This is a genomic window from Pseudomonas sp. PDNC002 (assembly GCF_016919445.1).
Taxonomy (GTDB): Bacteria; Pseudomonadota; Gammaproteobacteria; order Pseudomonadales; family Pseudomonadaceae; genus Pseudomonas.
The window spans coordinates 1,438,996-1,463,908 of the sequence record NZ_CP070356.1; the positions used below are offsets into that span (position 1 = coordinate 1,438,996).

Here is a 24,913-nt window from a genome sequence, read left to right on the forward strand (position 1 = left end):
ATGAGCTTCAACATCGCCCTGACCGGCCTGAACGCGGTCACCCAGCAGCTGGACACCATCAGCAACAACATCGCCAACTCCGGCACCGTCGGCTTCAAGTCCTCGCGCACCGAGTTCGGCAGCGTCTACGCCGATACCAAGGGCATGGGAGTGGAAGTCACCGGCACCACCCAGAGCATCAGCCAGGGCGGCTCGCTGGTGTCGACCAACCGCAACCTCGACCTGGCCATCTCCGGTGGCGGCTTCTTCGTCGTCAAGAGCGGCAATGGCGACACCCAGTACACCCGCGCCGGGGTGTTCAGCCAGGACAACGCCAACTACCTGATCAACGCCACCGGCCAGCGCCTGCAGGGCTACCCGACCGACGCGGCCGGCAACCTGCTGGTGGGCACCGTGTCCGACCTGCAGGTGAAGACCGCCAACCTGCCGGCCAAGGCCACCGACAAGCTGGAGTTCGTCGCCAACCTCGACTCCAACGAGAAGGTGCCGACCGTTGCGCCGTTCGATCCGCAGAACGTGGCGACCTACAACTCCACCTACACCAGCAAGATCTACGACTCGCAGGGCAAGGAGCACACGCTGACCCAGTACTTCGTACTGACCGGCAGCAACACCTGGGACGCGCATTACGCAGTGGATGGCAATGCCGTGGGCGCCACCCAGTCGCTGACCTTCGCCCCGGACGGCTCGCTGTCCACGCCGATCGCCGCGGTGCCGGTGAGCTTCAACCTGCCGGGCGTCAACCCGATGAACATCGCCCTCGACTACACCGGCACCAGCCAGTACGGCTCGGACTTCATCGTCACCACCAACCGCACCACCGGTTACGCCGCCGGCGAGCAGACCGGCATCGCGGTGGAGAACGACGGCAAGGTCTACGTCAACTACAGCAACGGCCAGCGCATGCTGCAGGGCCAGGTCGCGTTGGCCAACTTCGTCAACACCGGCGGCCTGCAGAACCAGAGCGGCACCGCCTGGACCGAGACCTCCGCCTCCGGCGCCCCGCTGATCGGCGTGCCCGGCATCGGCCAGTTCGGCTCGCTGTCGGCCGGCAACCTGGAAGGCTCCAACGTCGACATCACCCAGCAACTGGTGGGCCTGATGGAAGGCCAGCGCAACTACCAGGCGAACACCAAGGTGATGACCACCGACAAGGAACTCACCCAAGTGCTGTTCTCGGCCATCTAAGCGCCTTCTTACGATTTTCTACGGTGTTGGAAGTATCGAGGCTCGGGCATTTCCCTCTCCCTTCGGAGCGGGGCGCGCAGCCAGGGCTGGGGAGAGGGGTTCTCCACGCAATAAGTCCACATGCTCTTCTAACTCAAAAGATCACAAACAGGCTCTAAGGACTCGTCATGGATCGTCTCGGCTACACCGCGATGACGGCGGCCAGCCGCAGCATGTCTGCGCTGGACATCCGCGCCAACAACCTGGCCAACGTCAACACCCCCGGCTTCCGCGCCGACCTGGAGCACGCCACCGCTGTGGACGTGAGCGGCGCCGGCTACGACAGCCGCCACCTGGCGCGCATCGAGAGCAGCGGCGTCGACATGAGCGCCGGCACCCTGATGGCTACCGGGCGCGACCTCGACGTCGCCATCCAGGGCCAGGGCCTGCTCGCCGTGCAGAGCGGCAACGGCGAGGCGTACACGCGCCAGGGCAACCTGGAAATCGACGCCGACCGCCAGCTGATGATCAACGGCCGCGTCGTGCTCGGCGAGGGCGGCCCGATCACCCTGCCCGAGTACGACGCCATCGCCATCGGCAGCGACGGCACCATCTCGGTGATGCCGCGCGGCGATTTCATGATGACCGACGTCGACCGCCTCAAATTGGTGGACGCGCCGGCCGCGTCGCTGGTGAAGAACGCCCAGGGCCTGCTGGTGAGCAAGGACGGCCAGAACGTCGCCGCCAGCGACGACGTACGCCTGGTCTCCGGGCACCTGGAGCAGAGCAACGTTTCGGCCATCGACCAGTTGGTGGGCACCATGAGCCTGAACCGGCGGTTCGAGACCCAGGTGAAGATGATGAAGGCCGCCTCGGATCTCGCCGAGGCTGGCGACCGCATGATCCGTGGCGCGTAACGCGCGGCGCGCAGACAGGAGCACAACATGAGTTCGGCACTTTGGGTCAGCAAGACCGGCCTGGCGGCACAGGACACCGCGATGTCCACCGTGGCCAACAACCTGGCCAACGTGAACACCGTCGGCTTCAAGAGCGACCGCGCGGTGTTCGAGGACCTGTTCTACCAGGTGCAACTGCAACCCGGCGCCCAGGCTGACCAGGTCAACACCGTGCCCTCCGGCATCCAGTTGGGCAGCGGCGTGCGCGTCGTCGGCACGCAGAAGGTGTTCACCGAAGGCAGCATGCAGACCACCGGGCAACCGATGGACCTGGCCATCGTCGGCAGCGGCTTCTTCCAGGTCGAGGCGCCCAACGGCGACACCTACTACACCGAGAACGGCCAGCTGCAGCTGAACAACGAAGGCATCGTGGTCAACGCCCAGGGCCTGCCGCTGACACCGAACATCGAAGTGCCGGCCGGCGCCAGCCGCTTTACCGTCGGTAGCGACGGCATCGTCACCGCCATCCTTCCCGGCGAGACGCTGCCCACCGAGCTGGGCCAGATCACCCTGGTCAGCTTCACCAACCCGGCCGGCCTGGAAGCCCTCGGCGGCAACCTCTACAAGGAAACCGCCGCCAGCGGCGAGCCGCAGGAAGGCACGCCGGGCGAGGAAGGCCTGGGCACGCTCAAGCAGGGCGTGCTGGAAGGCTCCAACGTGCAGGTGGTGGAAGCCATGGTGAACATGATCGCCATCCAGCGCGCCTACGAGGCCAACGCCAAAGTGCTCGACGCCGCGTCGGGCATGCAGCAGTTCCTCAACCAGACGGTCTGACCATGACGCGCCTTGCCCTGCTGCTCGCCCTGGCGCTGCTCGCCGGCTGCCAGAGCTTCAACGAGATGCTGCCGGACGAGGATTCCTCGCTCTACCAGCCGCCGGAGCTGGACTACAGCCTGCCGCCCACCACCAGCGGCGGGCTGTTCCGTTCCGGCTACGGCGGCTCGCTGCTGCGCGACAAGCGCGCCATCGGCGTGGGCGACATCGTCACCGTGGTGCTCAGCGAGTCCACCCAGTCGAGCAAGAGCGCGGGCACCAGCTTCGGCAAGAAATCCAGCCTGGACGTGCCGGTGCCGACCATCCTGACCAAGGAGTACGGCGGCCTGGAAACCTCGGCCACGGCCAACCGCGATTTCAACGGCTCGGCGAAGAGCTCGCAGCAGAACACCCTCACCGGCTCCATCGCGGTGACCGTGCACAAGGTGCTGCCCGGCGGCGTGTTGCTGGTGAAGGGCGAGAAGTCGCTGCGCCTGAACCAGGGCGACGAGTTCATCCGCCTCACCGGCCTGGTGCGCCTGGACGACATCAACCGCGCCAACCAGGTGTCCTCGCAGAACGTCGCCAACGCCAAGATTTCCTACGCCGGGCGCGGCGTGCTCAACGACAGCAACTCGGCCGGCTGGCTGACGCGCTTCTTCACCCATCCGCTGTTCCCGATGTAAGCAGGCGAGCACTCCATGCGTAGAACACTCATGCGTAGAACCCTTGGCCGCCTGCTGGCGACGGCCTGCCTGTTCTGGCAGGCCGAGGCGCTGGCCATCCCGCTGCTCGACCTGGTCGACATCGAAGGCGTGCGCGAGAACCAACTGATCGGCTACGGCCTGGTGGTTGGCCTGGACGGCACCGGCGACAAGAACCAGGTGAAGTTCACCAACCAGTCGGTGGCCAACATGCTCAAGCAGTTCGGCGTGAACCTGCCGCCGAACGTCGATCCGAAACTGAAGAACGTCGCCGCGGTGAGCGTCACCGCCAGCGTGCCGCCGTCCTACAGCGCCGGGCAGACCATCGACGTCACCGTGTCCTCGCTGGGCGACGCCAAGAGCCTGCGCGGCGGCCTGCTGCTGATGACGCCGCTGCAGGGTGTGGACGGCGAAGTCTATGCGCTGGCCCAGGGCAATCTCGTGGTTGGCGGCCTGCACGCGCAGGGGCAGAGCGGCTCCAGTGTGTCGATCAACAGCGCCAACAGTGGCCTGATTCCCAACGGGGCGACCATCGAGCGGATGATCCCCAGCGACTTCACCCAGCGCCCGGACGTGATGCTCAACGTGCGCAAGCCCAGCTTCCAGACCGCCACCCAGGTGATGAACGCGGTGAACGAGCGTTTCGGCTCCGGCACGGCCACTGCGCTGGACGGCACCAAGGTGTCGGTGCGCGCGCCGGTCAGCAGCGCCCAACGCACCAGCTTCATGGCCATGCTCGAAGGCATGGAGGTGCAGGAAGGCCGCACCCGGCCCAAGGTCGTCTTCAACAGCCGCACCGGCACCGTGGTGGTCGGCCAGGGCGTGCGCGTGAAGGCCGCCGCCGTGGCCCACGGCACGCTCACCGTGACCATCAGCGAGAACCCCCAGGTCAGCCAGCCGGGGCCCTTCTCCAACGGCACCACGGCGGTCACCCCGCAGTCGGATGTGTCGGTCAGCCAGGACAAGAAGCCGATGTTCAAGTGGCCCGAGGGCACCAGCCTGGAAAGCATCATCAACACGGTGAACAGCCTGGGCGCCACGCCGGACGACGTGATGAGCATCCTCCAGGCGCTGGAGCAGGCCGGCGCGCTGAATGCCGAGCTGGTGGTGATCTGATGAGTATCACCTCGCTCAACCGTCCCATCGTGCCGACAGGCCAGCCCGGAGAGTCGCCCGAGGCGATCCGCCGCGAGCAGTTGCAGGCCGCCTCCGAGCAGTTCGAGGCGATGTTCCTGCAACAGATCCTCAAGCAGATGCGCAAGGCCGGCGACGTGCTCTCCGCCGGCAGCCCGCTGCGCAGCCGCGACCTGGACACCATGCGCGACTTCTACGACGAAGCGCTGGCCGAGCACCTGGCCTCGCGCAAGCAGACCGGCATCGCCGACCTGCTGGTGCGCCAGCTCTCCACCGAGCCGACCGATACCGCCGAGCCCGTCGCGCTCGCCGATGGCGGTGAGGCGCTGCGCCGACCTTCGGTTTCCAGCCGCAATCCGCTGGTGGATACCTGGCAGCGCGGGGTGGACCGTCTCGCCCACGCCTGGCAGCAGGGCAGCGCCGGTTTCCGCACGCTGGTGGACAGCGTGATCGGCCAGGAGTCCGGCGGCGACGCTGCTGCCGTCTCGCCCAAGGGCGCGCGCGGCCTGATGCAGCTGATGCCCGATACCGCCCGTGAAGTGGCCGGCGAACTCGGCCTGCCCTACGACGAACAGCGCCTGACCAGCGACCCGGCCTACAACAAGGCGCTGGGCAGCGCCTACCTGGGCAAGATGCTCGACCGCTACGACGGCCAGCACGTGCTCGCCCTGGCCGCGTACAACGCCGGCCCCGGCAAGGTGGACGAGTGGCTGAAGAACAACGGCGACCCGCGCAGCGGGCAGATCGGCATGGCCGACTGGGTGCGCAGCATTCCCTACGACGAAACCCGCGACTACACCCTCGGCGTACTCCGCCGTGTGCGTGAGGCCCAGGCGCCGGCGCGTATCCCCGGCAGCGGCCTGTCGCCGGAGAGCGGCCTGAAGCACGCGCCGCAGGAAGGATTTAAGCGCCACGCCGATTCCGTCGCCTATCAGGGGCAACAGCCTGAATTTGTTTCCCGACCGGCCTCGGCAGCGTTCGCCCAGCCGATCCGCATCGAGTCGAAGGAGAGTGCGTCTTGAGTATGTTGAGCCAGATCGGCTACAGCGGCCTGCGTGCGGCGCAGATTGCCCTGGCCACCTCGGGGCAGAACGTGGCCAACGCCAACACCCCCGGCTTCAGCCGGCTGAGCCCGATCCTCGCCTCGCTGGCCGGTGAAGGCGGCCTGAACGTCGGCGGCGGCGTGGTGGTGACCAGCATCCGCCGCATGGCCAACGACTTCCAGAACCAGCAGCTGTGGCGCGCCACCACCGAGCAGAGCTACTACGACAGCGGCCAGCAGTACCTGTCCGCACTGGAAGGGCTGATGGGCGGCGAGGGTTCGAGCATCAGCGTCGGCCTCGACAACTTCTTCGCCGCGCTCAGCGAGGCTACCGCCACGCCCGGTTCGGTTGCCCTGCGCCAGCAGATCATCAATGAGACCAAGAACCTCGCCCAGCGCTTCAACGGCCTGTCCGGCAATATCGACAGCCAGCTGCGCGCCCTGCAGGAACAGCGCGGCGCCATGGTCGGGGAGATCAACGGGCTGACCGCCAACCTGGCGGCGCTGAACAAGCAGATCGTCGAGGTCGGCTCCTCCGGCGGCGACACCACCGCGCTGCGCGACCACCGCGAGAGCCTGGTGGCGGACCTGTCCAGGTACGCGTCGATCCGCGTCAACGAAGTGGCCGACGGCTCGCTCACCGTGTCGCTCGCCAATGGCCAGCCGCTGGTGGCCGGCAACTCCGCCGGCCAGCTGGCGATCAGCCGCACCGCCAGCGGCGAGCAGGAAATCGCCCTGACCTTCGCCGGCACCAGTTTCCCGCTGGCCCAGGACGGCATGGGCGGCTCCCTCGGCGCGCTGTACGACACCGAGTACGACTCGCTGCGCCCGAACCAGACCGCCCTGCACGAGATGGCCGGCCAGTTCGCGCAGATGGTCAACGACACCCTGGCGAATGGCTTCGACCTGAACGGCAACGCCGGCCAGGCGCTGCTGACCTACAACGCTGGCAGCACCACAGCGATGCTCAGCCTGAACGACCTCAAGCCTGAACAGCTGGCGCTGTCCGACACCGCTGGCGAGTCCGGCAATAACGTCAACCTGCTCAAGCTGCTCGACCTCAAAGGCCAGACCATCACCATCAACGGCAGCCAGGTGACGCTCAACGACGCCTTCGCCGGGCTGCTCGGCAAGGTCGCCAGCGCCAGCCGGCAGAACCAGGCCGACCAGAAGACCGCCACCACCGTGGCGGCCCAGGCGCAAGCCAGCCGGGACAGCGTCAGCGCGGTCAGCCTGGATGAAGAGGCGGTCAACCTGATCACCTACCAGCAGGCCTACCAGGCCAACATGAAAGTCATCAGCACCGCCAAGGAGCTGTTCGACTCGATGCTCGCGGCCTTCTAAGGGGCCTCGCAAGGAAAGCAGAATGCGCATTACCAACGCACAGATCACCGCGCTGATGGGCGGCTCGATGAACAGCAACTCGGCGGCCCTGGGCAAGCTGATGCAGCAGATGTCCAGCGGCCAGCGCATCCTCCAGCCGTCCGATGACCCCATCGCCAGCGTGCGCATGCTGCGCATCCAGCGCGAGGAAGCGAGCCTGGCGCAGTACCGCACCAACATCGGCAACGTCTCGGGCAACCTGTCGACCCAGGAAACCAACCTGCAGGCCACCTCCGACGCGATGCTCAACGTGCGCGACCTGCTGCTCTGGGCGGCCAACGGCTCCAACACCGGCGGCGACCTCAACGCCATGGCCGGCGAGCTGGAGAATATCGAGAAGACCCTGGTCAGCTTCGTCAACGTGCGTGACGAAGAGGGCCGCTATCTGTTCTCCGGCACCCTCAGCGACACCGCTGCGGTGACCTACGAACCGCTGACCGACAGCTACGTCGCCACCGGCAACGACAAGTCGCGCCAGGCCGCCGTGGCCAACGGCGTACAGGTGGAGGAGAACGTCACCGCGATGGGGATGTTCGGCAGCAACATGGACTTCCTCAACCAGCTGCACGCCACGGTGAAGATGCTCAAGGACCCGGCGCTGGACGTCACCGACCCGGCGGTGCACGCGCAGATCGCCGCGACCATCGACAGCCTCGACAGCGGCCACGATGGCGTGCTCGGCGCGATCACCGAACTGGGCGGCCGGCAGAACACCCTGACCATGCTCAATTCGAGCAACGAGGAAGTCTCGCTGGTGAACCAGAAGATCAACGGCGAGCTGTCGCAGCTGGACTACGCCGGCGCCAGCATCGACCTGAACACCTACCAGCTCGCGCTGCAGGCCACGCAGAAGACCTACCTGAAGCTCAACGACCTATCGCTGTTCAGCCGCCTGTAAGTTTCTTCGTAGGGGCTCCGCACGGAGGTCTGGACGCCAATCGGCGGATCGCCCCTACTTTTTATCCCGCCTCCGCCCGGCCCCTGCGCCGGGCGGAGGCACATCGGTGCAGAGGTCACCATGAAGGTCATCAAACAACTGCCGGCCGCCGCCGTCTTCGACCCAAGCGCCCGCCGTGACGTCATCCTGCCGGCCGCCGGCGAGCGGCAGAATGCCCTGCGCAAGGGCGAGGACAAGGGTGAGAACGCCGCGCAGATGGCGCGTGGCGCGCAGAAGAGCGGCAGCTTCAACCTGCAGCTCAACCAGCAGTTGTCGTCCATGCAGTCCGCCGACAGCTACCTGGGCGACCTGCAGGACCGTCTCGGCGGCCTCAAGCTCAACCTCAGCCGTGAACTCAGCGCGCCGCAATCCCAGGACCGCGAAGGCGTGCGCCAGGCTACCCGGCAGGTCAACGAGCTGCTGGAGCAGCGCGCCCAGCGCTCGGACGGCAGCCTCGACGCCAACTTCCGCCTGCGCCTCAACGAACCGGTGCGCAGCCGTTTCAGCCTGGAGGGGCTGGAGTCGGTGGAAGCGATCCAGCGTTCCGGCAAGGAAACCCTGCTGTTCAGTGCTGGCCGCCAACTCGCCGAACCGGCGGCGGTGGTCCTGGACGACGGCATGAGTACCGAACAGGTGCTGCGCCGCTTCAACGCGACACTGGGCCAGGCCGGCATCCGCGCCGAACTCGATAGCGACGGCGCGCTGAAGTTCTCCGCGCCCGAGGCCGACTGGCAACAGCTCAAGGGCCAGTTGGCGGTGCAGGGCGAGGGCAAGCTGTTCGCCAAGGGCAAGAACACCCGGCTGAAAAGCCAGGAAGAAGGACTGCTGGCGTTCCCCACCGAGATCAAGACCGATGCCTTTCGTGAGCAGCGTCAGCTACTCGATTCGGTGGTCTCGGCGCTGGATCGCATCGGCGGCCTGCGCGATCAGTTGCGCCACCGTCAGGACGACATCCGCGACTTCCTCGACCGCCACGCCAGCGAGGACGAGCGCGAGTGGGCGCACACCTTCGCCGCCTCGATGCTCGACCGTATGGGGCGCAGCGCGACGCACTACAGCGCGGCGGCGCAGACGGTGGTGGCGCAGGCCAATCTCAGTCGGTTTGCGGTGGTCAGCCTGCTGGCCTAACGAGACGGATCATCTGGGGCAGACGCGGCTGCGGGGCGCTCGTAGCTGATCGGGAAGGGCGGCCGCCTCTGAACATCGGCAACGTCCTGAGTCGACCGTGCGGAAGCTGGTCTTCGCAGCGGAATGCCAACCGCGTCACTTCGGGCAGATCTTGTCGAGACGTGAACTGTGCGCCCCGGAGTAGCTCTGTGCGTCAGTGAGCCGCTGTTCGTCATCCAGACCGATTTTGGACGCATCCTTCGATTGAGGACCGAAACCGGTTTTCTTGTAGATGGCTGCTGCCTGCTCCATTCCTGAGAAATATTTCTGCAGGGTGTCCTTGAGCTGCGGAGCCGCGACGGACCCCGTTCCCTGGCGGACTTCCTCCACATACTGCTGCAGGCTGTCTCCATATTGCCCGGGCTTGACATCAGGCGCGCTCTCCCTTTGAAGCTCATGGAGGGTGGCTATCATTATTACCTGCCGCACCTGCTGGCACTCGGCTGCTGGAGCTACTGGCTCCGGGTCCATCGGAATGTCGTAGTTCCCCATCACGTTTTCGCTAGCCATCCCCCATGAACCTGTCAATGCCAGGCCTATCCCTACACAGGCGCTTGAGACGCAGCGTTTTTTCTTGCCCGGCGTATTCATCTTTTTCATTGTTTACCTCGCAGAAGTTCAGTGCGGCCGAGCAGGCCATCGCGGTTGGCTGATGTGCTGAACTCGGCGCCTAATGCCTTGAGGACAGCGAGGCACTTCAATACGGTCCGGCCGACCTTGTGGCTACAGGAAACTTCGCAAGAGTAAGGTTAATCTTCTTCAGCAGGCTGCGGACGGCACACGAGCCATGTGACGTGTCCTCCGCATGGCGCGTTTCGCTGCGATGAAGGCCATCTTGCCGTTCCTGGTTGACTTTCAAGGCAACAAAAAAGGCGGAGCCCAGCTCCGCCTTTTTCACTTCACTCCCAGCAATCAAGCCAGCTTCAGCAGGCCCATGCCCAGCACCAGCATCGCCAGGCCCAACCAGCCGCGCCACACCAGGCGCTGGCCGAACAGGGCCCAGCCCATGGCAACGGTGGCGAGGATGCCGAAGCCGCCCCAGATGGCGTAGGCCACCGACAGTTCGATGCCGCGTACCGCCTGCGACAGCGCGGTGAACGCACCCAGCACACAGAGGATCGAGGCCACGCCGATGGCGCGCTTGCGGAAGCCGTCGGAGTACTTCAGCAGCAGGTTGGCGATCACTTCCAGGACGATGGCCAGGCCCAGCCAGGCCATCGGAATCAGGTCATGGTTCAGCATGTGACAGCCTCCATGTTCTCCTCACGCTTACCGGTACGGGTACCGGACTTCACCAGCAGGATACCGGCGATCATCACGGCCAGGCCCAGGGCCTTGTCCAGGCTCAGGTGCTCGCCGAGGAAGAAGGCGCTGACCAGGGTGATCAGCACGATGCCGATGCCTTCCCACAGGGCGTAGGCCACGCCGACCGGCACATGCTTGATGGCCAGCGACAGGAAGTAGTACGACAGGCCGATCATCACGTACATCAGCAGCAGACCCGCGACCGGGTACAGCGCATGGGTGAATTTCATCGAGGTGGTGCCAACGACTTCAAAGCCGATGGCGGCAAACAGATAGATCCAGGAACGCATGGTGGAGCCCTCCCACGGGCAGCCGCGCGCAGTCTCGCTAAGAGCATCCTTGCGGCGGTTTCGGTTCGGGTTCGGTGGCGCCGACTCGGGCGGCGGATTTCGCCGCACTTGGCGCGACCAACAGGTAGCAGCCGAAGGGAGGAGCTAGAGGTCGCCGGTCCAGTGGCGCTCGCGCGACACCAGGCGGGAAGTGGGGAGAGGTAGAGCTCTAATGTTCAACATAATGAACATATTGTGCCGAATTTCGGGTCGCCTGGCAAATCGATCGCCCTGATTCCAGCTATGAACGCCCATATATGGGCATTTCAAAAGCCTGCTGGAAGCAGCGCGCCGTCAGGGTTGTGCAATATTTTGTTCACCTTGTTTCGCCTGCGACAGCACGCCACAGTCATGACCTGCGCCAGGCCGTTTCCTGCTCCGGCCTGCTAGCATCCAGCATCGATATCCCGTCGGAGACTGTGATGATCGCCCTGCGAGAAGCCTGGAAAGCCGGACTCTTTGGCCGCGAACACTGGACGCGCAACCTGGTGGCCGGCGTCATCGTCGGGGTCGTCGCGCTGCCGCTGGCGATGGCGTTCGCGATTGCCAGCGGGGTGAAGCCGGAGCAGGGTATCTATACGGCGATCTTCGCCGGCGCCCTGGTCTCGCTGCTGGGCGGCAGCCGGGTGCAGATCGCGGGGCCGACCGGCGCCTTCATCGTCATCCTCGCCGGAGTCACCGCCAAGTACGGCGTCGACGGCCTGCAGATCGCCACGCTGATGGCCGGCGCGATCCTCGTGCTGCTGGGCGTCAGTCGCCTGGGCAGCATCATCCGCTTCATCCCCGCGCCGGTGATCGTCGGCTTCACCGCCGGTATCGGGGTGATCATCTGGGTCGGCCAATGGAAGGACTTCTTCGGCCTTCCCGCCGTGACCGGCGAACACTTCCACCAGAAGCTCTGGCACCTGATCCAGGCCCTGCCGCAACTGCACCTCGCGACGACCCTGCTGGCGCTGCTGAGCCTGGCGCTGGTGCTGTTCACCCCGCGCATCGCCGCGTTGCGCCGGGTGCCCGGCCCGCTGGTGGCGATGGTGGTGGTGACGGCCATCCAGTCGCTGTTCCACTTCGACGGCGTGGCCACCATCGGCAGCGCCTTCGGCGGCATTCCCCAGGGCCTGCCCAGCTTCAGCCTGCCGGAAGTGACGCTGCCGCGCGTGCTCGAACTGATCGGCCCGGCCTTCGCCATCGCCATGCTCGGCGCCATCGAATCGCTGCTCTCGGCGGTGGTCGCCGACGGCATGGCCGGCACCCGCCACGACTCCAACCAGGAGTTGATCGGCCAGGGCATCGCCAACCTGGTCACCCCGCTGTTCGGCGGCATCGCCGCCACCGGCGCCATCGCCCGCACCGCGACCAACATCCGCAACGGCGGCAACAGCCCGCTGGCCGGGATCACTCATGCGGCCACGCTGGTGCTGATCCTGCTGTTCCTCGCACCGCTGGCGTCGAACATTCCGCTCTGCGCGCTGGCGGCGATCCTCTTCGTGGTGGCCTGGAACATGAGTGAGGCACGGCACTTCCTGTTCATGCTCAAGCGTGCGCCGCGCGCCGACGTGGCGATCCTGCTGGTGACCTTCCTGCTCACCGTGTTCAGCGACCTGGTGATCGCGGTGAACATCGGCGTGATCCTCGCCATGCTGCACTTCCTGCGGCGCATGGCGTCTTCGGTGGAAGTACACGCCGATGACGGCCCCGAGCTGGACGTGGAACTGCGCGGCCGTGGCCTTGGCGACCTGCCGCCGGGGGTGCTGGTGTACAGCATCGAGGGGCCGCTGTTCTTTGGCGCGGCGGAGACCTTCGAGCGCGCGTTGGCGAAGACGCATACCGACCCGAAGGTGCTGATCATCCGCCTGCGCCACGTGCCGTTCATGGACATCACTGGGTTGCAGACCCTGCAGGAAGTGATCGAGCAATTGCAGCGGCGCGGCATCGAAGTGCGGTTGTGCGAAGCCAATGCGCGGGTGCTGGGCAAGCTGCGCAAGGCTGGGGTGCTGGAGGAGATTGGTGCGGGGTATCACCCGGACTTCCCGGCGGCGTTGGCGGCGGGTGCGCCATCTTGAGGGGAAATCCCGGGGAAGATCGGGCGCCAGGGCGATTGCCCTCACCCCAGCCCTCTCCCAGAGGGAGAGGGAGCTGACATGGCATCCGGCGAACGCCGTGCATCCCGGCAACGCCGAACGGCCCCCTCTCCCCTTGGGAGAGGGTTGGGGTGAGGGAAGACCCCGGCTGCGAGCTCGCAAATGGCGTAAGAGCGAAGATCACCCCTGCATCAGCTCCGCCAGCAACTCTTCCTTCAACTTCGTCAGCACCGGCTCCCCACGCTCGCGCGGATGCGGCAGGTCGACCCGCACCTCATGGCGAATCCGCCCGGGCCGCGCGTCCATCACCACCACCCGGTCGCCCAGGTACAACGCTTCCTCCACGTCATGAGTGACCATGATCATGGTGCTGCGTTGCTGCACCCAGATGCGTTGCAGTTCGTGCTGCAGGCGCACGCGGGTGAGGGCGTCGAGCGCGCCGAAAGGCTCGTCCAGCAGCAGCACCTTGGGCTGGGTGATCAGCGCGCGGGCGATGGCCGCGCGTTGCGCCATGCCGCCGGAGAGCTGGTGTGGATAGGCCTGCTCGAAGCCGGTCAGACCCACCAGCTCCAGGTGCTCGGCGACCCGCTCGCGCTTTTCGGCGCGGCTGAGCTTCTGGTTCTTCAGCGCCAGGGCGACGTTGTCTTCCACGGTCTTCCAGGGGAACAGGCGGTGGTCCTGGAACACGATGCCGCGCTCCAGGCTGGTGCCGGTCACGCTCTGCCCGTCGAGCAGGATGCGCCCGCTGTAATCGTTTTCGAGGCCGACGATCAGCCGCAGCAGCGAGGATTTTCCGCAGCCGCTGGCGCCGACGATGCTGACGAATTCGCCGGGGCGCACGTCGAGGGAGATGTTCTCCAGCACCGGCAGGCTGCGGCCATCGATGGAATAGGCCTTGCTCAGGCCCTGGATGGCCAGCGCGCCCGATTGCGCCTGCTGGGCGGGAAGGATGGCGGGGTCGAGGATCGCGTTCATGATCGAGGCACTCATGGCAATAGGGTCAGCGCAGGTTGCGCCAGCGCAGCAGGTGGCGGCTGAGGCGGGCGAACAGCTGGTTCATGGCGTAGCCGAGCAGGCCGATGCTGAGCACGCCGATCACCACGATCTCCATGCGCGAGCCGGTCTCGGCGTTCATCATCAGGTTGCCCAGGCCCATTCCGGTGGAAAGGAACAGCTCGCAGCCCACCGAACTCACCCAGGCGAAGGCCAGCGCGTGCAGCACGCCATTGCTCAGGCTGGGCAGCGCGCCGGGCAGCAGCACTTCGCGGAACTGCTGCCAGGGGCCGAAGGCATATAGGCGGCCGACTTCGCGGTAGCGCTTCTCCACGTCGCGGAAGCCCTCGAAGGCGTTCAGCGTCATCGGGTAGAAGGCGGCGAGGCTGACGATCAGCACCTTGGACGGCTCGCCGCTGCCGAACCACAGGGCGATCAGCGGAATCAGGCCGAGGATCGGCACCTGGCGGATCGTGTGGTACAGCGGTGCGAACAGCCGCTCCACGGGGCGCGACAAGGCCATCCCGGCGCCCAGCGCGAAGCCGGCGAGCACGCCGATCAGCAGGCCGAGGCAGGTACGTTGCAGGCTGGCAGCGACACTCAGCCACAGCTCGCCGGTGCGGATCAGCTCGGCAAAACCCGCGCCGATGCGTTCGAGCGGTACGAAGGCGTAAGCGGCGCTGGCGCCCTGTTGCGACTGCCAGTGCCACGCGGCGATCAGCAGCGCCGGCAGCACCAGTCCACGTAGCGATCTGAGAGGGCGGATCATGGCGTCGGTCTCCAGCGCAGCAGGCGCTTTTCCAGCAGGCGGAAAGCGAAATCGAGGACGAAGCCGATGGCGCCGGTGACGATCACCCCGACCATCACGATGTCGATGCGCAGCATCTGCCGGCTCAGCTCGATCATCTGCCCAAGGCCGCTGTCGGCGGCGAGCAGCTCGGCGGCCACCAGCACCATCCAGGCGCGGCTCAGGCTGATGCGCAGGCCGGTGACGATGGGCGGCGCGGCGGCCGGGAAGGCGACGTCGCGCAGCAGGCTCCACAGCGGCAGGCGGTACACGCTGGCGACCTCGAAGTAGCCGCGCGGGATGCCCTTCACCCCCTCGCTGGCGGCCAGCGCCACGGGAAAGAAGGCGGCCTTGGTGACGATCAGGATCTTGAAGGTTTCTTCCACGCCGAAGAACAGGATGAACATCGGGATCAGCGCAATCGACGGCACCTGGCGCAGCGTGTGGAACAGCGGTGCGCAGTAAGCTTCCACGGTCTTCGACAGCGCCATGGCGGTGCCGAACACCAGGCCGCCCAGGGCACCGATGCTGAAGCCGATGGCCAGGCGCGACAGGCTGTTGACCACGTGCTCGCGCAGCTCGCCGCTGGCCAGCAGGTCCTTGAAGCTGGCCCAGACTTCCGCCGGCGGCACCAGCAGTTGCGGCGGGAACCAGCCGGCGCGCGCGGCGATGAACCAGGCCAGCAGCAGGAGCAGCGGCGAGACAAACCAGCTCAGGCGATCCAGGGTACGCGGGGCCATTCAGCCCTCCTGCCCGAGCAGCGGCTCGGTGGTTTGCCGGCGCAGCTTGCGTTGCCAGCAGAACAGCGCAGCCAGCAGCACCAGGGGAATCCAGCAGAGGAACAGGTTGCCCAGCCCGACGAAGTGGCTGATCGCCCCGCCCAGCAGCGCGCCGGAAAAGCTGCCGGACATCGAGGCGAGGTTGAACAGGCCGGAAATCTTGCTCTTGTCCATGGCGTGCTCGCCGAGCTGGGCCATGTTCACCAGGTGGATGAGCGCCGCCGCTGCGCTGAGCAGCACGCCGCCCAGGGCCAGCAGCCAGTAGTTGTGCGCGCTGCCGAGCAGCAGCAGGGCGAGCAGTGCCGCACTGAGGCTGCCGATGTAGGCAAGGCGCCGGCCGCTGCGCTCGATCAGGTAGCCGAAGCCGAACAGGCCGAGCACCGAGGCCAGGCCCTGGATCATCACCAGGCTCACCGCCTGGCCTTGCGAGAGGCCGGCGACTTCCATCGCCAGCAGCAGGATGAAGGTGCCGAACAGCGCACTGGTGGCGGCGCTGAGCAGTTCGATCAGGCAGCTCTCGGCGATCTCGACATTGGCCAGCATGCCGCCGACCTGTTGCAGCAGTCCGCCGGTGGCGGCAGCGACAGGCACATCCTCGCTGGGTGCCTCGCCTTCCCAGAAACCGAGGCTGTAGAAGGCCATCAGGCCGAAGCACAGGCCGATGGCGGCGAAGCCCCAGGCGAAGCTCGCCGCACCGCTCAGCCAGTTGCCCAGCAGCGGGCCAAGCAGGCCCATGCCCAGGGTCAGCGAGCCGCGGTACCAGCCGGCCTTGTCGTTGCCGATGCGCTTGAGCTGGCGCAGAAAGGCGCTGTTCATGGCGACGATGCGGAACGGGATGCACAGGCCGATCAGCAGCCGCGCGAAGGCCAGCCACAGCCAGCCACCGAACAGCGGAATGGCCAGGTTCAGCAGCATCGGCCCGAGGCTGGCGAGGAAGTACACCCGGCGCGCGCCGAAGCGGGCGATGACGAAGCCGGCGGGCAGGGTGAGGATCACCATGCCGAGGGCTTCCATCGCCGAGATGATGCCGATCTGCATGGCGTTGGCGCCGATGCTGATGGCGTAGAGCGTGGTGACGATCTTCGCCATGCCGATGGTGGCCCCGCTGAAGGCCGCCAGCAGCATGAAGTTGAGCAGGAAGGCGCCGGGCCTTTCGCGCGGCGCGTCAGATGGCGACATCGACTTTCCCCAGCAGCGCTCCCAGCGGGCGCGGGTCGATCCAGTCTTCCACCGAGAAGTCGCGGGCGATGAATTGCCAGCGCTGGAGAAACGCCGTGAGATCACGCAGCGCGTTGATCGAGCGCTCGGCCAGGTTGGTCTGCAGGCGCAGGTGGGCGTCGTCGCCGTAGGCGCTGGCCACCCAGAACTCACTGGTGTTCAGCTCGCGGGCGAGGAAGCGGCGGGTTTCTTCCGGATGTGCCCAGGCCCACTGCTCGGCGCGCAGCACGCTGTCGAGCACCAGCACGGCGGCGTCGAAATGCTCGTCCAGCAGTTGCTGGTCAACCGTCAGGGTGCGCGGCGTGCCGATGTTGGAACGCACCAGCGGCTCGGGGTGCGAGCCGACATCCATCACCACGTGCAGGCCGAATTCGTGGGCCAGTTGCAGGCCGTGGGCGCCCTTGAGGAAGATCGCGTCGATGTCGCCGCGCAGCAGGCCGATCAGCTCGTTGTTGCGCTGCACCACGCGGTTGCCCTTGAGCGCCACCTGGGCGCCGAACACATGGCGTACCGGGTCGTCACTGAAGGTGCCGCCGTAGGGGTAGTCCACCAGTTCGACGTCGCGCACTTCCAGGCCTTCCAGGCGCAGGGCGTTTTCCAGCCCGCGCAGGGACTGGGCACGGGTGAAGTCGATCTGCACGTTGGCCCACTTCGGCAGGCCGAAGCGCCGGTGGCGCAGGTCGCGGATGCTGCGCACGCCGCTGTCCGGCGCGCTGACGATCAGTTGCACCTCGTCGCTCCACGACAGCCCGATCACCCGCGTGCGCGCGCCGCTGGCGCGGGCCCAGATCGACGGGATGTTGCCGCCGTGGCGCACGGAGTAGGGCAGGTGATGGTCGAAGTGCGCCTCGCGCACCTCGCGTTCGGAGGACTCGCGCAGCGACTGGATGCGCGTGCCGAAGGGGCGGAAGGCCTGGGCCAGGCGCCCGGATTCGACGGCGATGCCGAGTCCGGTGGGGACGGGGCTGTGGGTGTACCAGAGGGTTTCCAGCGGTGTGCTCATGAGAACTCGGAACTCGATAACTCCCCTCTCCCTTCAGGGAGAGGGGCTGGGGGAGAGGGCTCGCCCTCGCGACGTTTTTCAGCTTGCCTTCTGGGCCAGGCTGCGCAGGGTTTCCAGCGGGCGCGGGTCGATCCACTCGCGCACGTCGAAGCGCGCCGGGACGAAGTTCCAGCGGTGCAGGAAGTCGGTGAAGTCCTGCAGGGCGAGAATCGAGCCTTCGTCCAGGTTGGTGCGCAGGCGCAGGTGGGCGTCTTCGCCGTAGGCGGTGGCGACCCAGAATTCGCTGCTGTTGGTTTCACGCGCCAGGTAGCGGCGGGTGTCGTCCGGGTGCTGGTGCGCCCAGTCCTCCGCGCGCAGCACCGAGGCGAGGATCGCGGTGGCGGCGTCGGGGTGCTGCTCCAGCAGGTTGAGGTCGACGCTCAGGGTGCGCGGCGTGCCGTTGTTGGCGCGGATCAGCGGCTCCGGGTGCGCGCCGGTGTCGATCACCGTGTGCAGGCCGAACTGCTGTGCCAGCTGCACGGCGTGGGCGCCCTTGAGGAAGATCGCGTCGACTTCGCCACGCAGCAGGCCGACCAGTTCCGGGTTCTGGCTGCGCCGGCGGCTGCCGCCGTGGCCGGTGATGCCGACGATATTGCCCGGCGCTTCATCGCTGAAGGTGCCTTTCAGGCCGAAGTCCACCAGCTCCAGGTCGCGCACTTCCAGGCCTTCCAGGCGCAGGGCGTTTTCCAGGCCGCGGATGGCCTGGGCGCGGGTGAAGTCGATCTGCGCGCCGCTCCAGTCCGGCAGGCCGAAGCGCCGGCCTTTCAGGTCGCGCACGGTGCGGATACCACTCTCGGCGGTGGTCAGGATCAGTTGCGCTTCATCGGCCCAGGACAGGCCGATCACACGGGTCTCGCGGCCGCTGGCGCGGGCCCAGATGGCCGGGATGTTGCCGCCGTGGCGTACCGAGTTCTGCAGCGTGTGGTCGAAGTGCGACTCGCGCACCGCCTGGTCGGCGGACTCGCGCAGCGACTGGATCTTCGTGCCCTGCTCGGCCAGGGACTCTTCCAGCCAGCCTTTCTGCACGGCGATGCCGAGGCCGGTGGGAACCGGGCAACGGGTGTACCAGAGGGTATCGAGGGGACGGGACATGTGCAGCTCCTTGTGGGTCAGGCGCGGGCCTTGAGTTCGTGTACGTCGGCGCGTTTGCCCTGCACCAGCGGCAGCACTTCCTGGCCGATGCGCAGGGCTTCTTCCAGGTGCGGATTGCCGGCGAGGATGAAGGTGGAGAAACCGGCGTCGCGGTATTCGGCGAGACGCTCGGCGACGTTCTCGTGGCTGCCGACGAGGCCGATGGTCGGGCCCGGCTTGGCCTTGCCGAAGCCGGCCCAGAGGTTGGGGCCGAGGATCAGGTCGTCGAAGCGCTCGACGTTCTGGTGGTAGGCGGTCTGCCGCGCGGCGCCGACGGAGTCCGAGCCGGTGGCGAAGTTCTTGATGAAGGCGCTGGTGCGCGCGTCGATGCGCTCGTACTGGCGGCGCAGCTCGCTCCAGGCGGCCTCTTCGGTCTCGCGGGCGAACAGGTCGATGCGGATGCCGAAGCGGATTTCGCGGCCCTGCTTGTCGGCCAGCTCGCGCACGCGCTCCAGGTGCGGCTTGAGCTTGTCGATGGGTTCGGCCCAGTTCAGGTAGACGTCGGCGTGCTTTGCCGCGACGTCCAGCGCAGGGTCCGAGAAGCCGGAGAAGTACACGCCCGGTTTGCGCACGTTGCGCAGCGCGATGGGCAGAGAGCCGTTCTCCAGCTGGTAGATATCGCCCTGGTAGGAGAACTGCTCGTTCTTCCACAGGCCGTCGATGATGTCGAGGAACTCGCCGGTGCGCTGGTAGCGCTTGTCGTGCTCGAGGAAGTCGCCGTTGGCGCGCTGGCTGGCGGGGTTGCCGCCAGTGATGATGTTCCACTCCAGGCGGTCGCGGGACAGGTGCTGGAGGATGGCCGCCTGCTGCGCGGCATAGGCGGGCAGCGTCCAGGCGGCCTGGAAGGCGATCAGGAACTTGATCCGCCGGGTCTCGCGGGCCAGCGCGGCGGCGGCGATCCACGGTTCCGGCCCGGTGGGCAGCAGCGCGCCCTCGAAGCCGGCGATCTCGGCGGCCTTGGCGACCTGGGCGATGTAGTCGATGTAGGTGAAACCGTCCGGCTCGCCGTTGGGCAGACGGCCCGGAGCGATGTTGCCGGGGCGTTCGATATGGCTGCCGCGGTTGTTCTTGTCCGAGGCGAGATAGGGACCGTCGCTGCCCAGCGGCAGTCGCCAGAAGAATTCGGTGCTCATGGCCTTGCTCCTTTACGTTGCGGGGGCAGCGTCGTGCTGCTCGTGCAAGGTGTTGAGCAAGGGCTGTGCCCAAAGGCTGCAGGCCAGGTGTGGCGAGGCTTTCAGGATGGTGTGCTGCTGCGGCAGCAGGGCGTTTGTCTGTACAGCAGCAGTGGGTCAGCAGGGGATGCTGGGCGGGCAGCAGTTTTGCCTGTTCAGCCAGGTGTGGCGCCCCGCTGTTAGCCTGATTGTTTTATAAACTATTGATTAATAGAGATATTTTTTAGTGGCACAAGTCCTGCTCAGTCACTGGAACACCGCCACGCGGTTCATCCATCCCCGACTGCCAGGAGGCACTCCATGTCCACCCTCGATCCGCAACTCGCCAGCCAGCTCGAACAGGTCCGCCGCGACTTCGCCAAGGCCTTCCGCGTGCTCAAGGAAAGCCGCACCCTCACCGCCACCAATACCTACCAGGCCTACGTGCGCGTGCCGGACAGCGACCAGGTGATCGCCGTCCATGCGCCCAACCCCTGGGCGGATGACCAGGAAATCCGCGCGGTGATCTCGACCTGGGACGGCGAGGTGATCCTCGACGAAAGCATCGCCGGGGCGACCCCGCTCAGCGGCCGTGGCGCCGGCGGCAACGGCAAGCGCTATGCGGCGATCTTCCAGGCGCGCCCGGAAATCAACGTGGTGATCCACGTCCACACGCCGTACCTCGGCGGCTGGGCCAGCGCCCACCGCGTGCTGCCGATCCGCTACGCCGCCTCCCAGCGCGTGACCCTGGCCCGCGAGCTGCCGATCTACATCGACCGCCGTCAGCCCGAGCCGCTGTTCATCCTCGACAAGATCGCCGAGAACCCGCACACCCCGGCCATCCTCGAAGCCAACGGCGGCGCGACCTTCTGGGGCGAGGACCTGATCAAGGCGTCCAAGCTGATCCTGCTGATCGAGGAAGGCGCCTACTTCCAGGGCCTCGCCGAAGGCCTCGGCGGCTCCCAGGAATTCGGCCCCGGCGTGCTGGAACAGCAGTGGAAGATGACCGGCCTCTGGGAGCAGGGCCAGAAGCTGCTGGGCGCAGCGGCCTGAGTTTTCGCCTGAACTGAAAAAGCCCTCTTGCGAGGGCTTTTTCATGGCTTTGAATCGGCGGCTTGGATATCTGCACTCAACCGCCGGTGCGCCTCCGGGCTGCGCGTTCGAAAACGCTCTCCGCCCACTGGTTCAGGCTCTTGCCGGACGCCTTCGCCGCAATGGCGGCGGCGGCGTGAACCTCCGGGCGGATGCGCAGCATGATCTTGCCGGACGCCGGCTTCTCCGGTTCCACACCGCGCTCCGCGCAGTCGACCAGGTAATCCTCGACGGCATCCTGGAAGGCAGCATGGAGCCCACCAACGCTGTCGGCATGGAAGCTGATGATGTCGTTCACGCCCAGTAGGCGGCCGACGAAGAGATCATCACGATCGTCGAATTCAATACGGGCGGTGTAGCCCTTGTAGGTCATGCGGCTCATGTTTCCACTCCAGCCCGACGCAGGAATTCGCGGGCTTCCTCGACCTGGTAACGCTTGGCCTCCTTGCCCGGATGCGGGCGATGGCAGCGCCAGGTCTGGCCATGCAGAACCAGTTTCACCCGTGACCCTTCACGTTCGTCCACGGTGCCACCCAAATGCAGAACCAGAGCTTCGATGTCGGTAAAGACTATCGATGCACTGGTTGGCGTGCGGAAGATCATGGCGAGGGTTTTGCGGTGGCGGTTCTGCATCCAGAAATGCTATCTCGATATGATAGCACTCTGTGGTTGCCATTTCCTTGGGATGGGTCGGCCACCTCGGATGCTTTTGTAGGAGCGAGGGGGACGCCGAGTTCTTGCTCGCGAACAGATTCCGCAGCGGGTTTGTTCGCGAGCAAGCTCGCTCCTACACAGGCAGGCCTATCCGGCGCACCTCATCCGATGGAAAGCTCGATCGTGAGGTTTCCTGCAAGTGCCGATCCGTTCAGGCAGCTACCGGCGGTTCCGCCGCCCGCCAGCGCAGCCCCAGCGGCAGCAGGAACAGCGGCAGCAGACTGGCGACGATCAGCACGGCGAAGAACGGCAGGCGCGAGGGCAGGCTGAACAGCGGGAACAGCAATACCGGGCCGAGGAACATCGACAGGTACAGCGCCTGTTCGGCGACGCCGCCGGCGCCCATCACGTCGCCGCCACGGCTCATACGCGGGATGCTGGTGAACACCCAGGCGACGACGAAGCTGCCGACGAAGCCCTGGATGATCTTCGCCACGATGGCGGTGGATGCCGCGATGCCGGGGATGAACACCAGCACCTCCAGCACCACCCCGATCAACGCACCGCCGACCACGGCCAGCGGGCCGAAGAAGCGCAGGTTGAGCACGAATCCGGCGAGCAGCCCGGCCAGCACGCTGGAGAGGATGCCGATGGTGGAGATCACGCCGATGGTCGACGGCGCAACGCCCAGGCTGTGGATGAAGTAGTCCGGGGTGATGGTTACCAGGCCCAGCGCTACGGTCAGCGGTGCGCCCACGGCCAGCGCCAGGCGCAGCACGGACGGGTCGGCGTAGAGGCGGAAGGTCTGGCGCAGGGAGTGGCGCTCGCTGCGGGTTGCCAGGTTCACCGACGGCAGCAGCGGCGTCGCCAGCAGCAGGACCAACAGCACCAGTGCGTGGCCGCTGAAGGCGCTGCGCCACTCGCCATGCTGGCCGCCGACATAGGGTGCCACGGCGAAGATGGCGATGGCGCCACCCAGTGGCGAGGCCACTGACCAGAACGCCAGCGCGGTGGTGCGGCGGCGGCCTTCGGTGGTGTGCACCAGCAAGGCGAGTGCGGCGAGCACCACGCTGATGTAGCCGGCGCCTTCGATGACGCGCAGGGTGATCAGCGTGGTGAAATCTTCAGTGCGGCTCGCCAGGTAGCTGCACGCCGCCGCCAGCAACAGGCCGAAGACGATGGCACGGCGTTCGCCGACCCGCGCCACGATCCAGTTGACCAGGGGCGAGGCGAGGGCGGCGACCACCGCCACCGCCGACACCACCCAGCTGGCCCGCGAAGGGCTGACCGAGAAGGCGTTGGCGATGTCGGCGACCAGCAGGATGGTCTTGCCGTGGCACGCTGCGATGATCACAGCGAAGGCGAGTGTGAGCAGGATCGAGGGCCAGCTTCCGGCACGCATCGGGGAATCCTCTTTGAGAGTTGGGTTGAAATGGCTATCTGTTTTCCGGGAAAGTCTGTGCCGGCGCTTTCCCCCTCACCCCAGCCCTCTCCCTCAGGGAGAGGGGGCAGTCCGCGCTGGTTGACGCGGTGGTTTCATCCTGAGCCAAACGGTCCTCTCCCTCTGGGAGAAGGGGCAGTCCGTGCCGGCTGACGCGGTAGTTCCATCCTGCGCAGAACGGTCCCCTCTCCCGCTTGAGGAGCGGGGCGCGTAGCCAGGGTTAGGGTGAGGGGCCTTTGATCTAAATAAGCCGCGCCTCAACGCCGCGAAACGTTCAGCACCTGCAGCTCGCTGAAGGCCTCGTAACCGCGTTGCCCGCCTTCGTAGCCGAGCCCGCTCCACTTGTGCCCGCCCTTGGGCGCGCCGGGCTGGATGTGGCCGTGCTGGTTGACCCAGGCCAGGCCCGCCTCCAGCCGCCCGGCGATGGCTTCGCCGCGCGCCAGGTCGCGGGTCCACACCGAGGCGCCGAGGCCGTAGTGGCTGGCGTTGGCCTGGGCGATGGCATCCTCTTCGTCGCGGAACGGGATCACCGGCAGCACCGGGCCGAACTGCTCCTCATCCACCAGCGCGACACCGGCCGCCACGCCGCTTACCAGGGTCGGCGGGTAGAAGTAACCGGAGCCGTCGGGCCGCACGCCACCGCTGTGGATGCGCGCGCCGTGAGCCTTCGCGTCTTCCACCAGGGTGATGACCCGTTCCAGTTGCTGCGCATTGGTCAGCGGCCCCAGTTCCGTCTGCGGGTCGAGCCCATGGCCGAGGCGGGTGCGCTCGGCGCGTTCGGCGAGTTTCGCCAGCAGCGGTTCGAACAGGCTGTCATGCACATACAGGCGCTTGATCGCGAAGCACACCTGGCCGCTGTTCCAGAAGGCGCCCCAGAACAGCGGTTCGACGATGGCGTCGAGGTCGGCGTCTTCCAGTACCAGCGCGGCATCGTTGCCGCCCAGCTCCAGGGTCAGGCGCTTGAGGTCGTCCGCCGCGCCGGCATACAGACGCTTGCCGGTGGCGACGCTGCCGGTGAAGGTCACGTGGCGCACTCGGGGATGACGTACCAGGTGTTCGCCGACCTCGCCCGCACCGGCAATCACGTTGAACACGCCAGCGGGGAATACATCGCCCAGCAGTCGCGCCAGCAGCAGGGTGGACAGCGGCGTGTGCTCCGAGGGCTTGGCCACCACGGTGTTGCCGGCGTGCAGGGCGGGCGCGATCTTCAGTACCAGCAGGATCAGCGGGACGTTCCATGGAGTGATCGCGGCGACCACTCCCAGGGGTTTGCGGGTGATGCGCACCAGGCGTTCGCCGTCGTCGCGCAACTGGGTGTCGGCGGGTAGCTCCAGCTGCGCGTGGTGCTCGAAAGTGGCGGCAACGCCAGCCACTTCCTCCAGCGTCGAGCGCAGTGGGCGACCCTGTTCGCGGGTGATCAGCTCGGCCAGCGCCTGGGCATTCCCGCGTACTCGTTCGGCGGCCCGGGCCAGGCTCTGGCGGCGGACGTCGAGATCGGCGGCCCAGGCCGGGAAGGCGCGGTGCGCGGCGTCCACCGCCGCGTCGACCTGCTCCAGGCTGGAGCGGGCGGCTTCGCCAACGGTTTCTTCGCTGGCCGGGTCGATCACTCGGTCATAGTGCTCGGCCGCCTGGAGGCGACCATCGATCAGCAGTTCATAGCGCGACATGGC

Annotated in this window: 25 protein-coding genes; 11 read left to right on the top strand and 14 right to left on the bottom strand. The window is 66.6% G+C overall.

Annotation, left to right across the window (positions count from 1 at the left end; genetic code table 11):
• The 9 genes from flgE (at nucleotide 1) to JVX91_RS06670 (ending at nucleotide 9,204) form a co-directional block, all read left to right on the top strand.
• Nucleotides 1-1,188, top strand: coding sequence for a flagellar hook protein FlgE (gene flgE, locus JVX91_RS06630; protein ID WP_205338546.1), 1,188 nt, complete (start codon nucleotides 1-3; stop codon nucleotides 1,186-1,188).
• Between the two features lie 167 nt (nucleotides 1,189-1,355).
• Nucleotides 1,356-2,084: a flagellar basal body rod protein FlgF gene (locus JVX91_RS06635; RefSeq protein WP_205338547.1), complete on the top strand. Its 729-nt coding sequence runs from the start codon at nucleotides 1,356-1,358 to the stop codon at nucleotides 2,082-2,084.
• A gap of 27 nt (nucleotides 2,085-2,111) precedes the next feature.
• On the top strand, nucleotides 2,112-2,897 hold the full coding sequence (gene flgG / locus JVX91_RS06640) for a flagellar basal-body rod protein FlgG (protein ID WP_205338548.1): 786 nt from the start codon (nucleotides 2,112-2,114) through the stop codon (nucleotides 2,895-2,897).
• Nucleotides 2,898-2,899: 2 nt separating this feature from the next.
• Nucleotides 2,900-3,562 carry a flagellar basal body L-ring protein FlgH gene (gene flgH / locus JVX91_RS06645; protein WP_037016153.1) on the top strand — a complete coding sequence of 221 codons (663 nt, stop codon included), beginning with the start codon at nucleotides 2,900-2,902 and terminating at the stop codon, nucleotides 3,560-3,562.
• A 30-nt stretch (nucleotides 3,563-3,592) separates the two neighbouring features.
• A complete protein-coding gene (locus JVX91_RS06650) occupies nucleotides 3,593-4,696 on the top strand; it encodes a flagellar basal body P-ring protein FlgI (protein WP_240201713.1) in 1,104 nt (367 codons plus the stop codon).
• Nucleotides 4,696-5,736 carry a transglycosylase SLT domain-containing protein gene (locus JVX91_RS06655; RefSeq protein ID WP_205338549.1) on the top strand — a complete coding sequence of 347 codons (1,041 nt, stop codon included), beginning with the start codon at nucleotides 4,696-4,698 and terminating at the stop codon, nucleotides 5,734-5,736. Before JVX91_RS06650 ends, JVX91_RS06655 begins: the two co-directional genes overlap by 1 nt.
• On the top strand, nucleotides 5,733-7,100 hold the full coding sequence (gene flgK, locus JVX91_RS06660; protein WP_205338550.1) for a flagellar hook-associated protein FlgK: 1,368 nt from the start codon (nucleotides 5,733-5,735) through the stop codon (nucleotides 7,098-7,100). The genes JVX91_RS06655 and flgK overlap by 4 nt, the downstream gene beginning before the upstream one ends.
• Before the next feature lie 22 nt (nucleotides 7,101-7,122).
• Complete coding sequence (gene flgL, locus JVX91_RS06665; protein WP_205338551.1) at nucleotides 7,123-8,037, top strand: flagellar hook-associated protein FlgL; 915 nt, start codon at nucleotides 7,123-7,125, stop codon at nucleotides 8,035-8,037.
• 120 nt (nucleotides 8,038-8,157) lie between these two features.
• Nucleotides 8,158-9,204 (top strand): hypothetical protein, encoded by a 1,047-nt coding sequence (locus JVX91_RS06670; protein ID WP_205338552.1) that lies wholly within the window; start codon nucleotides 8,158-8,160, stop codon nucleotides 9,202-9,204.
• Between the two features lie 135 nt (nucleotides 9,205-9,339).
• Here JVX91_RS06670 and JVX91_RS06675 read toward each other — a convergent pair whose 3' ends face one another.
• The 3 genes from JVX91_RS06675 to JVX91_RS06685 all read right to left on the bottom strand — a co-directional run bounded on the left by JVX91_RS06675 (nucleotide 9,340) and on the right by JVX91_RS06685 (nucleotide 10,838).
• Entirely contained in the window at nucleotides 9,340-9,843 is a 504-nt protein-coding gene (locus JVX91_RS06675; protein WP_205338553.1) for a hypothetical protein, read from the bottom strand.
• A gap of 312 nt (nucleotides 9,844-10,155) precedes the next feature.
• Nucleotides 10,156-10,485, bottom strand: coding sequence for a multidrug/spermidine efflux SMR transporter subunit MdtI (mdtI, locus tag JVX91_RS06680; RefSeq protein WP_205338554.1), 330 nt, complete (start codon nucleotides 10,483-10,485; stop codon nucleotides 10,156-10,158).
• Nucleotides 10,479-10,838, bottom strand: coding sequence for a multidrug efflux SMR transporter (locus JVX91_RS06685; protein ID WP_205338555.1), 360 nt, complete (start codon nucleotides 10,836-10,838; stop codon nucleotides 10,479-10,481). The genes mdtI and JVX91_RS06685 overlap by 7 nt, the downstream gene beginning before the upstream one ends.
• Before the next feature lie 461 nt (nucleotides 10,839-11,299).
• Between JVX91_RS06685 and sulP the strand changes: the two genes are divergently transcribed.
• Complete coding sequence (sulP, locus tag JVX91_RS06690; protein WP_205338556.1) at nucleotides 11,300-12,937, top strand: sulfate permease; 1,638 nt, start codon at nucleotides 11,300-11,302, stop codon at nucleotides 12,935-12,937.
• Between the two features lie 198 nt (nucleotides 12,938-13,135).
• On the opposite strand, the gene JVX91_RS06695 is transcribed toward sulP, so the two are convergent.
• The 7 genes from JVX91_RS06695 to JVX91_RS06725 all read right to left on the bottom strand — a co-directional run bounded on the left by JVX91_RS06695 (nucleotide 13,136) and on the right by JVX91_RS06725 (nucleotide 20,038).
• Nucleotides 13,136-13,930: an ABC transporter ATP-binding protein gene (locus JVX91_RS06695; RefSeq protein ID WP_205339951.1), complete on the bottom strand. Its 795-nt coding sequence runs from the start codon at nucleotides 13,928-13,930 to the stop codon at nucleotides 13,136-13,138.
• A gap of 25 nt (nucleotides 13,931-13,955) precedes the next feature.
• Nucleotides 13,956-14,717 (bottom strand): ABC transporter permease, encoded by a 762-nt coding sequence (locus JVX91_RS06700; RefSeq protein WP_205338557.1) that lies wholly within the window; start codon nucleotides 14,715-14,717, stop codon nucleotides 13,956-13,958.
• On the bottom strand, nucleotides 14,714-15,475 hold the full coding sequence (locus tag JVX91_RS06705) for an ABC transporter permease (protein WP_205338558.1): 762 nt from the start codon (nucleotides 15,473-15,475) through the stop codon (nucleotides 14,714-14,716). Before JVX91_RS06705 ends, JVX91_RS06700 begins: the two co-directional genes overlap by 4 nt.
• Nucleotides 15,476-16,693: an MFS transporter gene (locus JVX91_RS06710; RefSeq protein ID WP_205338559.1), complete on the bottom strand. Its 1,218-nt coding sequence runs from the start codon at nucleotides 16,691-16,693 to the stop codon at nucleotides 15,476-15,478. It lies immediately after the preceding gene.
• The gene (locus JVX91_RS06715; RefSeq protein WP_205338560.1) at nucleotides 16,680-17,735 is read right to left on the bottom strand and encodes an ABC transporter substrate-binding protein; all 1,056 of its coding nucleotides are present in this window, start codon (nucleotides 17,733-17,735) and stop codon (nucleotides 16,680-16,682) included. The genes JVX91_RS06710 and JVX91_RS06715 overlap by 14 nt, the downstream gene beginning before the upstream one ends.
• A gap of 78 nt (nucleotides 17,736-17,813) precedes the next feature.
• A complete protein-coding gene (locus JVX91_RS06720; RefSeq protein ID WP_205338561.1) occupies nucleotides 17,814-18,866 on the bottom strand; it encodes an ABC transporter substrate-binding protein in 1,053 nt (350 codons plus the stop codon).
• Nucleotides 18,867-18,883: 17 nt separating this feature from the next.
• Nucleotides 18,884-20,038 carry an LLM class flavin-dependent oxidoreductase gene (locus tag JVX91_RS06725; protein ID WP_045213251.1) on the bottom strand — a complete coding sequence of 385 codons (1,155 nt, stop codon included), beginning with the start codon at nucleotides 20,036-20,038 and terminating at the stop codon, nucleotides 18,884-18,886.
• 339 nt (nucleotides 20,039-20,377) lie between these two features.
• On the opposite strand from JVX91_RS06725, the gene JVX91_RS06730 reads away from it, so the two are divergent.
• Nucleotides 20,378-21,109 carry a class II aldolase/adducin family protein gene (locus JVX91_RS06730; protein WP_205338562.1) on the top strand — a complete coding sequence of 244 codons (732 nt, stop codon included), beginning with the start codon at nucleotides 20,378-20,380 and terminating at the stop codon, nucleotides 21,107-21,109.
• A 76-nt stretch (nucleotides 21,110-21,185) separates the two neighbouring features.
• On the opposite strand, the gene JVX91_RS06735 is transcribed toward JVX91_RS06730, so the two are convergent.
• From JVX91_RS06735 to JVX91_RS06750, 4 genes are all read right to left on the bottom strand, one after another.
• Complete coding sequence (locus JVX91_RS06735) at nucleotides 21,186-21,530, bottom strand: type II toxin-antitoxin system HicB family antitoxin (protein WP_205338563.1); 345 nt, start codon at nucleotides 21,528-21,530, stop codon at nucleotides 21,186-21,188.
• Nucleotides 21,527-21,781, bottom strand: coding sequence for a type II toxin-antitoxin system HicA family toxin (locus JVX91_RS06740; protein WP_205338564.1), 255 nt, complete (start codon nucleotides 21,779-21,781; stop codon nucleotides 21,527-21,529). The genes JVX91_RS06735 and JVX91_RS06740 overlap by 4 nt, the downstream gene beginning before the upstream one ends.
• Before the next feature lie 232 nt (nucleotides 21,782-22,013).
• Nucleotides 22,014-23,204, bottom strand: coding sequence for an MFS transporter (locus JVX91_RS06745; protein ID WP_205338565.1), 1,191 nt, complete (start codon nucleotides 23,202-23,204; stop codon nucleotides 22,014-22,016).
• Nucleotides 23,205-23,500: 296 nt separating this feature from the next.
• Entirely contained in the window at nucleotides 23,501-24,910 is a 1,410-nt protein-coding gene (locus tag JVX91_RS06750; RefSeq protein WP_205338566.1) for an aldehyde dehydrogenase family protein, read from the bottom strand.
• Nucleotides 24,911-24,913 lie beyond the last annotated feature (3 nt).